At 51.8% G+C, this 12,220-nt stretch carries 10 protein-coding genes and 1 rRNA gene; 9 read left to right on the top strand and 2 right to left on the bottom strand.

What is annotated here, in order from left to right:
• Positions 1-6 precede the first annotated feature (6 nt).
• From prmA to IM290_RS02505, 6 genes are all read left to right on the top strand, one after another.
• Positions 7-888: a 50S ribosomal protein L11 methyltransferase gene (gene prmA, locus IM290_RS02530; RefSeq protein WP_133983269.1), complete on the top strand. Its 882-nt coding sequence runs from the start codon at positions 7-9 to the stop codon at positions 886-888.
• 137 nt (positions 889-1,025) lie between these two features.
• The gene (locus IM290_RS02525; protein WP_017382702.1) at positions 1,026-1,766 is read left to right on the top strand and encodes a carbonic anhydrase; all 741 of its coding nucleotides are present in this window, start codon (positions 1,026-1,028) and stop codon (positions 1,764-1,766) included.
• Between the two features lie 330 nt (positions 1,767-2,096).
• Positions 2,097-3,062 (top strand): tRNA dihydrouridine synthase DusB, encoded by a 966-nt coding sequence (gene dusB / locus IM290_RS02520; protein ID WP_015572023.1) that lies wholly within the window; start codon positions 2,097-2,099, stop codon positions 3,060-3,062.
• Between the two features lie 23 nt (positions 3,063-3,085).
• Positions 3,086-3,382, top strand: a complete 297-nt coding sequence (gene fis / locus IM290_RS02515) for a DNA-binding transcriptional regulator Fis (protein ID WP_000462905.1) — start codon at positions 3,086-3,088, stop codon at positions 3,380-3,382.
• A gap of 178 nt (positions 3,383-3,560) precedes the next feature.
• On the top strand, positions 3,561-3,725 hold the full coding sequence (locus tag IM290_RS02510; RefSeq protein ID WP_003860373.1) for a DUF2556 family protein: 165 nt from the start codon (positions 3,561-3,563) through the stop codon (positions 3,723-3,725).
• Between the two features lie 139 nt (positions 3,726-3,864).
• Positions 3,865-5,949 carry a bifunctional diguanylate cyclase/phosphodiesterase gene (locus tag IM290_RS02505; RefSeq protein ID WP_193041831.1) on the top strand — a complete coding sequence of 695 codons (2,085 nt, stop codon included), beginning with the start codon at positions 3,865-3,867 and terminating at the stop codon, positions 5,947-5,949.
• Here IM290_RS02505 and envR read toward each other — a convergent pair.
• Positions 5,944-6,591: an acrEF/envCD operon transcriptional regulator gene (envR, locus tag IM290_RS02500; RefSeq protein WP_023295515.1), complete on the bottom strand. Its 648-nt coding sequence runs from the start codon at positions 6,589-6,591 to the stop codon at positions 5,944-5,946. The genes IM290_RS02505 and envR overlap by 6 nt on opposite strands.
• A 395-nt stretch (positions 6,592-6,986) precedes the next feature.
• Here envR and IM290_RS02495 point away from each other — a divergent pair, with 395 nt between their 5' ends.
• The 3 genes from IM290_RS02495 to IM290_RS02485 all read left to right on the top strand — a co-directional run bounded on the left by IM290_RS02495 (position 6,987) and on the right by IM290_RS02485 (position 11,721).
• Entirely contained in the window at positions 6,987-8,126 is a 1,140-nt protein-coding gene (locus IM290_RS02495) for an efflux RND transporter periplasmic adaptor subunit (protein ID WP_015572026.1), read from the top strand.
• Between the two features lie 11 nt (positions 8,127-8,137).
• The gene (locus IM290_RS02490) at positions 8,138-11,251 is read left to right on the top strand and encodes an efflux RND transporter permease subunit (RefSeq protein ID WP_193042653.1); all 3,114 of its coding nucleotides are present in this window, start codon (positions 8,138-8,140) and stop codon (positions 11,249-11,251) included.
• Positions 11,252-11,499: 248 nt separating this feature from the next.
• The gene (locus IM290_RS02485; RefSeq protein ID WP_003860364.1) at positions 11,500-11,721 is read left to right on the top strand and encodes a lipoprotein; all 222 of its coding nucleotides are present in this window, start codon (positions 11,500-11,502) and stop codon (positions 11,719-11,721) included.
• A gap of 335 nt (positions 11,722-12,056) precedes the next feature.
• On the opposite strand, the gene rrf is transcribed toward IM290_RS02485, so the two are convergent.
• Positions 12,057-12,172, bottom strand: a 5S ribosomal RNA gene (gene rrf, locus IM290_RS02480).
• Positions 12,173-12,220 lie beyond the last annotated feature (48 nt).

The following is a 12,220-nucleotide window of genomic DNA, read 5'->3' as shown; positions in this document are numbered from 1 at the left end:
TTTGCCATGCCGTGGATCCAATTAAAACTGAACACAACCGGCGCGAACGCCGAAGAACTGAGTGATGCGCTGATGGAGGCCGGTTCGGTCTCGATCACCTTCCAGGACACGCATGACACGCCGGTCTTTGAGCCGCTGCCGGGCGAAACGCGCCTGTGGGGCGATACGGACGTTATCGGCCTGTTCGATGCAGAAACCGACATGAAAGAGGTCGTGGCGATTCTGGAAAACCATCCGCTGCTGGGCGTAGGTTTCGCGCATAAAATTGAACAGCTGGAAGACAAAGACTGGGAACGCGAGTGGATGGACAACTTCCATCCGATGCAGTTTGGTCAGCGTCTGTGGATCTGCCCAAGCTGGCGTGAAGTTCCCGATAAAAACGCCGTCAACGTGATGCTGGATCCGGGTCTGGCGTTCGGCACCGGCACCCACCCGACAACCTCCCTGTGCCTGCAATGGCTGGATGGCCTGGATCTGGAAGGCAAAACCGTGATCGACTTCGGCTGCGGATCCGGGATCCTTGCTATCGCGGCGCTGAAACTGGGCGCCGCCAAAGCCATCGGGATCGACATCGATCCGCAGGCGATTCAGGCCAGCCGTGATAACGCCGAGCGTAATGGCGTTTCCGATCGCCTTGAACTGTATCTGCCCGATGCACAGCCAGAGGCGATGAAAGCCGATGTGGTGGTCGCGAATATCCTGGCTGGCCCGTTACGCGAGCTGTCGCCGTTAATCAGCGTGCTGCCGGTTGAAGGCGGTCTGCTGGGCCTGTCCGGTATCCTTGCCAGCCAGGCAGACAGCGTCTGTGAAGCCTACGCCGATCTCTTCGCGCTCGACCCGGTGGTCGAGAAAGAAGAGTGGTGTCGCATCACCGGTCGTAAAAAATAAGCGTTTGGCGTGGTCGTCTGACCACGCCTTTTCCCTTCGGTTTTTTCTCCCGCCTTCTTCCTTTCTTCGATAAAATAACCGCACAAATCATAATGTTACTCATTGATTTGGATAATAAAATTCACAGGAAGAATATGATGAAACACATTTCAGGCAAGGCAGCGCTGCTGGCGCTGAGCATGATTTCGGCTACGGCTTACGCATCACACTGGAGTTATCAGGGAGAAGGCGCACCGGAACACTGGGGCGAACTGGACGAGGCGTACAAGACGTGTAAAAGCGGAATGTATCAGTCGCCGGTTAACATTGATAACACGGTCAAAGCCCACATCTCTCCGCTGGAAACGCACTATATCGACGGCCCGGTCATTCTGACAAACAACGGCCATACTATCCAGGCAAGTGAAAATGCCGATACACGCGACAGCATCACGCTTGATAAACAGCGCTGGACGTTACAGCAGTTCCATTTCCATGCGCCATCCGAAAACACGGTGCACGGTAAAAAATACGCAATGGAAATGCATCTGGTCCATAAAAACGCTGACGGCGAACTGACGGTCGTTGCCGTTATGTTCGATCAGGGCGCGGCAAACACTGAACTGGATAAACTCTGGGGCGTGATGCCTGGACAGGTTGACCAGAACGTCACGATTAAGCCAACCCTCGATATGAATAAATTACTGCCCACGGATAAAACCTACTGGCGTTTTAGCGGCTCTCTGACCACGCCACCATGTTCAGAAGGGGTGACATGGCTGGTGCTCAAGCACCCGCTGACCGTCTCTGCTGAACAGCTGCAAAAATTCACTCACACCATGCACCATGAAAACAGCCGCCCGGTTCAACCGCTTCATGGCCGTCTGGTTGTTGAATAAGTCGATTTTTTTACGCTGATATCCTGTGCTGAAATGCGACGCAGATCGCAAAGAAGCGCCATAATCTGCTGCTTATAGCAGCAGATTATCCCGGACAATTGATTCATTTATTCAGAAATGATGAGAAGTTACGGGAAATTGTAAGCGCCCACAAAATGTTCATTTATTCATAACACAATGATTTAAATAGCGAATAATCTTATCCAAAAAGAATGACTGGCGATTCCTTGATCTACAACAGAGGATTGTTCAAAGTTTGGCCTTTCATCTCGTGCAAAAAATGCGTAATATACGCCGCCTTGCAGTCACAGTATGGTCATTTCTTAACTCATGCGCATCGGACACCACCAGCTCAGAAATCGCCTGATCGCAGCCCCAATGGCAGGTATTACCGACCGGCCGTTCAGGACGCTGTGTTACGAGATGGGAGCAGGCCTGACCGTTTCCGAGATGATGTCGTCTAACCCGCAGGTTTGGGAAAGCGATAAGTCCCGCCTACGGATGGTGCACATTGATGAACCAGGTATCCGCACCGTGCAAATTGCCGGAAGCGTGCCTGAAGAGATGGCAGATGCCGCGCGTATTAACGTGGAAAGTGGCGCCCAGATTATTGATATCAATATGGGTTGCCCGGCCAAAAAGGTGAATCGCAAGCTTGCAGGTTCAGCCCTTCTGCAATACCCCGACCAGGTGAAGTCAATCCTGACGGCGGTTGTCAGCGCAGTGGACGTTCCTGTTACGTTGAAGATTCGCACGGGTTGGTCGCCGGAACACCGTAACTGCGTAGAGATTGCCCAACTGGCCGAAGACTGTGGCATTCAGGCCCTGACCATTCATGGACGCACTCGCGCCTGTTTGTTCAACGGTGAAGCTGAATACGACAGCATTCGGGCAGTTAAGCAGAAAGTTTCCATTCCGGTTATCGCGAATGGCGACATTACTGACCCGCTTAAAGCCAGAGCTGTGCTCGACTATACGGGAGCTGATGCTCTGATGATAGGACGTGCCGCTCAGGGAAGACCCTGGATCTTTCGGGAAATCCAGCATTATCTGGACACTGGGGAGCTGCTTGCCCCACTGCCTCTGGCAGAGGTCAAGCGCTTGCTTTGTTCGCATGTTCGGGAACTGCATGACCACTACGGCCAGGCAAAAGGGTACCGAATTGCGCGTAAACACGTCTCCTGGTATCTCCAGGAGCACGCTCCAAATGACCAGTTTCGGCGCACATTCAACGCCATTGAGGATGCCAGCGAACAGCTGGAGGCGTTGGAGGCATACTTCGAAAATCTTGCGTAATGAAATAAAGAGCTGACAGAACTATGTTCGAACAACGCGTAAATTCTGACGTACTGACCGTTTCTACCGTTAACTCTCAGGATCAGGTGACTCAAAAGCCCCTGCGTGACTCGGTTAAACAGGCACTGAAGAACTATTTTGCTCAACTGAACGGTCAGGATGTTAATGACCTGTATGAGCTGGTACTGGCTGAAGTTGAACAGCCACTGTTGGACATGGTGATGCAATACACCCGTGGTAATCAAACCCGCGCTGCCCTGATGATGGGCATCAACCGTGGTACCCTGCGTAAGAAACTGAAAAAATACGGCATGAACTAATTTCGATTAGCTAACTGCTTGTTTAAAAAGGCGCTCTTCGGCATGGGGAAGCGCCTTTTTTATCGTCCGGACGGGCAACCGTCAATGCTTTGTAAACCTTCTCTTTCCCCACTTTTCAACGCCCGCTTTTCGTGTATATTTCCAGCAACTTACAGGCTCTCTTTTCACGGAATGACACATGATTCGTAAATACTGGTGGCTGGTCGTTTTTGCTGTCTCTGTTTTCATTTTTGATGCGCTGCTGATGCAGTGGATTGAACTGATGAGCACCGAAACCGATAAATGTCGCAATATGAATTCCGTGAACCCGCTTAAACTGGTCAACTGCTCAGAGCTGGACTAACCGCTTCCATCCTGTCCCCCCCTGTTATCACTCAATAAAAACAGGGATTTAAATCACTTTTCGTCATTTCCTGACGATGATAATGTCTGTGCCCTTTCCAACCGCTCTTGCTTAACGTCTCACAACGAGTGAACAGACCATGCTGGTTAGCCAATACAACCAAATCCTCGTAGTCATCTCCTTTGTTGTTGCCATTCTTGCCGCCTATACCGCGCTGAATATGGCTGCGCGCGTTGCCGGAAGCCAGGGCGTCGCTGCACGCGTCTGGCTGACAGGTGGCGGTGTTTCGATGGGGATTGGCGTGTGGGCGATGCATTTCATCGGTATGCTGGCGATGGATCTTTCCATGAGCATGAGTTACAACGCGGCCCTGACCGTGCTTTCGATGGTTATCGCCATTAGCTCGTCAATGTTTGCCCTGTGGCTCGTTAGCGGCGAGCAGCTACGTTTGCGCCGGCTGCTGCCTGGCGCCGTCGTGATGGGAACGGGCATTGTTGCCATGCACTACACCGGTATGGCTGCCCTGGAGGTCACACCGGGTATTGTCTGGGATAAAACGTGGGTGGCTATCTCTGTGGTCATAGCCCTTGCCGCTTCACTGGCCGCCCTTTGGCTGACGTTCCGTTTACGTCAGGAAGCCGCACGAATGGCGTTGATGCGGCTGGGGGCGGCGATCACCATGGGCATCGCTATCGCTGGCATGCATTACGCCGGCATGGAAGCAGCACAATTTCCAATGTCGACGATGGTCCACCATCATGGCATTAACGGGAGCTGGCTGGCGATACTGGTTAGCGTGGTCGCGCTCGCTATTCTGGGGATTACGCTGCTGGTGTCGATGTTCGATGCCCGCCTTCAGGCTCGTACCTCGCTGCTGGCCTCATCACTGGCAGAAGCTAATCGTGAACTCGCACAGCTGGCGTTACATGATACGCTGACGCGATTACCCAATCGTATTCTGCTTGAGGATCGCCTCGATCAGGCCATCAGCAAGGCCGATCGCGAAGGAAGCCCTTTCGCGCTGATGTTTATGGATCTTGATGGCTTTAAAACCGTCAACGATGCCTATGGTCATGATGTCGGTGACAAGCTTCTGGTTGCGGTGACTCAGCGTTTGCTGTTGCAGTTGAAAGGTCAGTATACGCTGGCGCGTATCGGTGGGGATGAATTCGTCCTGCTGGCCGAAACCGCCACTCCGGATGATGCTGCCTCACTGGCAAATTCACTGGTGCGCGTCATTGATAGCCCGTTCCATCTCGATCCTTATGAACTGATGGTCACCCTGAGCATTGGCATTGCGCTCTATCCACACGATGGCAAAACCGATCGTGAACTGATGTTTAACGCTGATGCTGCGATGTACCACACGAAACATATGGGTCGTAACGGCTATCACTTCTTCCAGCCGTCAATGAATACGCTGGCGCAGACGCATCTTCATCTGATGAATGATCTGTGGCAAGCCATCGACCGTAATGAGTTACGCCTGCTTTATCAACCTAAATTCCACGCTCCTGCCGGGCCAGTCCTCGGGTTCGAAGCGCTGTTACGCTGGCAGCATCCCAAACAGGGGTTACTCTCCCCTGACCTGTTTCTACCGCTGGCAGAGAAAACGGGGCTGATTATTCCGATTGGAAACTGGGTAATCGACGAGGCCTGCCGCCAGCTGCATGAATGGCATCTTCAGGGCCACACGGACTGGTCAATGGCGGTGAATCTTTCTACATTGCAGTTCGAACAGCCGTCGCTGGTTAAAACAGTTCTCGATTGTCTGACGCGCCATAGCGTACCGCCCGGCATGTTGATCCTGGAGGTGACCGAAACCACGGCAATGAACAATCCGGACGAAAGCGTTCGTGTCCTGACAGCGCTGACGGATGCGGGAGTAAAAGCCTCGATAGACGATTTTGGCACCGGTTACTCAAGCCTTCTGTATCTTAAGCGACTCCCCGCCTGCGAGTTGAAAATCGATCGTGCTTTTGTGAAAGAGTTAAGTGGTGAGAGCGAAGATGCGACGATTGTCTCGGCGATTGTCGCCCTGGCAAAAACGCTGAATCTGAAGGTCGTGGCGGAAGGGGTCGAAACCGCAGCGCAGCAAACCTTTCTGACAGAACTGGGATGCAATACGCTACAGGGTTACCTGCTGGGCAAACCGATTACCGCGCAAGCTATTATGGAACAGTGCCAGCACGGGGAGATGTCGCCACCCCGGACGCGGTCATGAGGCTGTATCGTAAACCACTGGTGCCACTCGGGTGATATTTAGTGTCGCCAGAATATTATCCACCAGCGCCGGTGCTTGTTTGTACAGATTAAAATTGTTGCTATCCATTAACCAGTTTTTAATGACACCGCTAAAAAAGGCGTGGAAAACAATCAGCGCCAGTTCAATATTGGTTTGCGAAGAGATAACGTTACGAGCAATGCATCGCTTTAGCGTCTTGCGAAGATAATCATCGTTTAAACCGATCCGCTTGCGTATTTCACATTCTGAAATCACATCGTCATGAAATTCACACTTATGATACAAAATTTGTAAAAGCGCATATTGCCGCGGCTCGCTCGCAATATATTGTAGTGCGACAATAAATTGTTCACGAAGCATTAACAAAGGGTCGTCATTTTCGGAAAGTATTAACCTGTCACGAATCATCTCACGCATCGGCAATTGCTGATCCCATATTGCATTAAATATTTCCGCTTTACTCGAGAAATGCCAGTAAACCGCCCCGCGAGTGAGTTGAGCAGCATCGGCGATGTCGGTAAGCGTGGTGCTGGACACGCCACGCGTCGCGAATAGCCCGATAGCGGCTTCAATCAGCTGCTGGCGGGTCTTTTGAGCCTCTTCTTTTTTTTTGCGCACCATAACCTGCTACTCATTACTCATAAAATTGATACGTTATCAAAGGATATTGCCGTGGTCGTGTAGTCAAAGTATTAACCAAAACCCGTGTTAATTTTGCACAAAAAAAGTCAATTCATTTAATTTATAATTCACGTGAATAAATCGAATACATAAAATTCATAAAATATATGAATAGCATTCACCGAAAACATTTCGTTGATTATCCTGACAGAAAAAGAATACCGAATGCACTGTGTCAGATTCCGATTTTTACTTTTAAAAGCTCCATCAGCACTTATAAATTAAAAAACATTAAACACCCTCATTATTATACGCGGCTACATTTCTATTTTTGCCTCACACCCTTTCACCGATTCATGGCAAATATCGGCTCAAGGGTAGTTTAAGGAACAGTAATGACGAATCACTTCAGATGCTTACCCTTATCCGGTTTCATTGTCTGTGCCGCGCTGCTCACCGGGTGCGATGGGCAAGAAAACCCACAGCAGCATGCGCAAGCTCCTCAGGTCAGTGTTCATATTGTTAAAAGCGCGCCACTGGCCGTAACGACAGAATTGCCCGGCAGAACTGACGCGTATCGTGTTGCGGAGGTTCGTCCTCAGGTAAGTGGTATCATTCTGCACCGTAATTTTACCGAAGGCAGCGACGTTAAAGCGGGTGAATCCCTTTATCAAATCGATCCGGCCACCTATCAGGCAGCCTACGACAATGCGAAAGGTGAACTGGTAAAAGCACAGGCGGCGGCGAATATCGCCCATCTGACGGTGAAACGTTACGTTCCGCTGGTTGGTACGCAATATGTGAGCAAGCAGGAGTACGATCAGGCGGTGGCAACTGCCCAGCAGGCGGATGCGAGCGTGGTTGCCGCGAAGGCTGGCGTTGAAAGCGCGCGGATCAACCTGGCCTATACGAAAGTCACATCCCCAATCAACGGGCGTATAGGTAAATCCAGCGTCACCGAAGGGGCGTTAGTCACTAATGGCCAGGCAACTGCACTGGCGACGGTTCAGCAACTCGATCCCATTTATGTCGATGTGACGCAATCCAGCAGCGATTTTATGCGCCTGAAGCAGCAGACGAGCCTGCAAAAGGGAGACACCAGCAGCGTCGAGTTGCTGATGGAAAATGGCCAGCCTTATCCGCTGAAAGGAACGCTCCAGTTCTCTGATGTCACGGTAGATGAAAGTACCGGCTCAATCACCCTTCGCGCCCTCTTCCCTAACCCACAGCATATGCTGTTACCGGGTATGTTTGTCCGTGCGCGCATCGATGAAGGTACGCAACCTGATGCCATACTGGTTCCCCAGCAGGGGGTAACCCGTACACCACGCGGAGATGCCACCGTGCTTGTGGTAAATGAGAAAAACCAGGTGGAATCACGCACTGTCGTTGCACCGCAGGCGATTGGCGATCGCTGGCTGATCACGGAAGGCCTCAAAAACGGCGACCGCGTCATTATCAGCGGCCTGCAAAAAGTTCGCCCTGGCGTCACCGTCGTGGCTATTCCTGATACCGCAGCGACTCCAGCCAGTTAAGGAATAACGACATGGCTAATTTCTTTATTCAACGGCCTGTTTTCGCCTGGGTACTCGCCATCATTCTGATGATTGCGGGCGGGCTGGCCATTTTAAAACTACCGGTCGCGCAATATCCGACCATTGCGCCGCCGGCGGTTGCGGTGACAGCAACCTACCCGGGCGCTGATGCCCAGACGGTACAGGACACCGTCACTCAGGTTATCGAACAGAACATGAACGGTATCGATAATTTGATGTACATGTCGTCCACCAGTGATTCCGCTGGTAACGTCACCATTACGCTGACGTTCGAGTCGGGTACAGATCCTGATATCGCGCAGGTGCAGGTTCAGAACAAACTCCAGCTCGCCATGCCGCTGCTGCCACAAGAAGTGCAGCAGCAGGGGATCGGCGTGGAGAAATCCAGCAGCAGCTTCCTGCTGGTTGCAGGCTTTGTGTCGGACAATAAAAACCTCACGCAGGATGATATCTCCGACTATGTCGCTTCTAACGTAAAAGATGCGATCAGCCGTACTTCCGGCGTCGGTGACGTGCAGCTGTTCGGTGCCCAGTATGCAATGCGCATCTGGCTGGACAGCAACGCGATGAACAAATATCAGCTCACGCCGCTGGATATCATTAACCAGCTAAAAACGCAGAACGACCAGATTGCTGCGGGCCAGTTGGGCGGTACACCGTCCGTACCTGGGCAGCAACTGAACGCCTCAATTATTGCTCAAACGCGTCTGAAATCGCCGGAGGAGTTTGGTCGTGTGACGCTGAAGGTGAACCAGGACGGTTCGATGGTCCAGCTGAAAGATGTGGCCCGCATTGAGCTGGGTGGCGAAAACTACAATATGGTCACCAAAATCAATGGCCAGGCAGCAACGGGGCTGGGGATCAAGCTGGCGACTGGCGCAAACGCGCTGGATACCGCTGCCGCCATCAAGAGTAAACTGGCGCAGTTGCAGCCCTTCTTCCCTCAGGGCCTGAAAGTCGTGTATCCGTACGACACCACACCTTTCGTGAAGATCTCAATCCATGAAGTGGTGAAGACGCTGTTTGAAGCGATTGTCCTCGTGTTCCTGGTGATGTACCTGTTCCTGCAAAACCTGCGGGCAACGCTTATTCCCACTATCGCCGTGCCAGTGGTATTACTGGGCACCTTTGCGGTACTGGCTGCGTTCGGGTTCTCCATTAACACCCTGACGATGTTCGGGATGGTATTGGCGATAGGTCTGCTCGTCGATGACGCCATCGTTGTGGTCGAGAACGTAGAACGCGTCATGGTTGAGGACAAGCTGCCGCCAAAAGAGGCAACGCAGAAGTCGATGGAGCAAATCCAGGGCGCCCTGGTGGGCATTGCCATGGTGCTTTCGGCGGTATTTATCCCGATGGCATTCTTTGGTGGTTCAACCGGGGCTATCTATCGCCAGTTCTCGCTGACCATTGTCTCCGCGATGGCCTTGTCGGTACTGGTGGCGTTGATATTAACGCCTGCTCTTTGTGCAACGCTGCTCAAACCGGTTTCCAGCGAACATCATGAAAAGAAAGGTGGTTTCTTCGGCTGGTTTAACGCGCTCTTTGATAAAAGTGTGGAGCATTACAGCAACAGCGTGAGCGGCATTTTACGTAAGACCGGCCGCTATCTGCTGGTTTACGTCATCATCGTCGGCGGCATGGCAGTTCTGTTCCTGCGCCTGCCTTCCTCCTTCCTGCCGGAAGAGGATCAGGGGGTATTTATGACGATGGTTCAGTTGCCGGCAGGGGCGACGCAGATGCGTACCCAGCAGGTACTCGATCAGGTTCAGGATTATTACCTGACGAAAGAGAAAGCGAACGTTGAATCGGTCTTTACCGTAAACGGGTTTAGCTTTAGCGGACAGGGGCAGAACTCCGGTATCGCTTTCGTCAGCCTGAAGCCATGGGAAGAACGTCCGGGCAAGGAAAACGGCGTTGAGGCGATTGTCAGCCGCGCGACGAAAGCGTTCAGCCAGATCAAAGACGGTCTTGTATTTCCGTTTAACCTGCCTGCCATTATTGAACTGGGTACCGCAACAGGCTTTGACTTTGAATTGATTGACCAGGCAAACCTGGGGCATACGCAGTTAACCCAGGCGCGTAACCAGCTGCTGGGCATGGTGAGAGAACATCCTGACTTACTGGTTCGCGTGCGTCCTAATGGACTGGAAGATACGCCACAGTTCAAGCTGGACGTCGATCAGGAGAAGGCACAGGCGCTGGGTGTGAGCGTGTCTGACGTCAATCAGACGATTTCAACAGCGCTGGGTGGCACCTATGTGAACGACTTTATCGATCACGGACGGGTGAAAAAAGTTTATGTCCAGGCTGATGCTCGCTTCCGTATGCTACCAGGAGACATTAACGGCCTGTATGTGCGTAGCGCTAACGGCGAAATGGTGCCTTTCTCTGCCTTTAGCAGCTCTCACTGGGTGTACGGTTCACCGCGTCTGGAACGTTACAATGGGATGCCGTCAATGGAGATCCTCGGTGAGTCTGCCCCTGGCAAAAGTACCGGTGAGGCAATGGCGTTGATGGAAAGCCTTGCGTCAAAACTGCCTTCCGGCATCGGCTACGACTGGACGGGGATGTCTTATCAGGAACGACTTTCCGGGAATCAGGCTCCGGCGCTGTACGCCATCTCACTGATTGTGGTGTTCCTGTGTCTGGCGGCCCTCTATGAAAGTTGGTCAATTCCCTTCTCGGTCATGCTGGTTGTGCCGCTGGGGGTGATCGGCGCGCTTCTGGCTGCATCAATGCGAGGGCTGAACAATGACGTTTACTTCCAGGTTGGTCTGCTTACGACAATTGGTTTATCAGCCAAGAACGCCATACTGATCGTTGAGTTCGCCAAGGATCTCATGGATAAAGAAGGCAAAGGGATTATCGAAGCCACGCTTGAAGCCTCGCGTATGCGTCTGCGTCCTATCCTGATGACTTCTCTGGCATTCATCCTTGGTGTTATGCCTCTGGTCATCAGCAGCGGTGCTGGTAGTGGGGCACAAAATGCGGTCGGGACGGGCGTGATGGGCGGGATGCTGTCAGCCACCCTGTTGGCCATTTTCTTTGTTCCTGTTTTCTTTGTGGTTGTCCGGAGACGGTTTACAAAGCACAAGGATTAATGAAAATCATAAAGGCACCTCTGGTGCCTTTTTTATTTCCTGAAAACAATGTAAAAACACATCCCCTCTTCACATTTCCTCCATTAATAATCAGTGCCCGCGCTTTTTTCTTCATAATTTTTACAATCCACACAAATTGAGATTATTCCCCGTGCTGCATGGTATTAGTGCGGTGGTAAAATAATCATCAGTTCGTTAATTGCTGTATCGGCTCTTTAGCGAATAAGCGATCATATTGAGGTAACATCATGAAAAGATTCCTTTCCGTTGCACTTCTCGCTGCGCTGCTTGCTGGTTGCGCGCACGACTCTCCATGTGTACCGGTATACGACGATCAGGGGCGACTGGTTCACACCAATACCTGTATGAAGGGCACTACCCAGGATAACTGGGAAACAGCAGGTGCGATTGCTGGTGGCGCCGCGGCAATCGCTGGCCTGACACTCGGTATTGTCGCCCTGACTAAATAAGGCTTCTAAAAGCGCGGCCATCGCCGCGCTTTTATTTTTCCCTGATATAAGGAACGTATATTCCTCATCACGAATAGCATCAGATATTAATTAAATTCAATACGCTACCTTACTCCCCGCTATACCCCATACCTGTACATAACATTTAATTGATTTAACGCTGCTGCGAGCCAGCATAATGCATTCCACAACTTCAGTTTCAGTAGGGTAAAACGCTTTAATACGTCCGTAAGGTATTAATGGCGACAGCAGGAATATCGAATGAGGGAATTGGTTTGGCTGGAGCGATAACGCAAAAAGGCCATCCTTTCGGATGGCCTCTTCACTTGTTTGATGCCTGGCAGTTCCCTACTCTCACATGGGGAGACCCCACACTACCATCGGCGCTACGGCGTTTCACTTCTGAGTTCGGCATGGGGTCAGGTGGGACCACCGCGCTACAGCCGCCAGGCAAATTCTTGTGCTCTGTCCTGTGTCTTTCGCACTGATACTGCGATCG

The sequence above is a fragment of the Enterobacter cloacae complex sp. S1 genome (genome assembly GCF_014930525.1).
GTDB classification, from domain to species: Bacteria; Pseudomonadota; Gammaproteobacteria; order Enterobacterales; family Enterobacteriaceae; genus Enterobacter; species Enterobacter hormaechei_C.
Note: the sequence above shows the minus strand (reverse complement) of the source record. Positions and strands in the feature narration are given on the sequence as shown.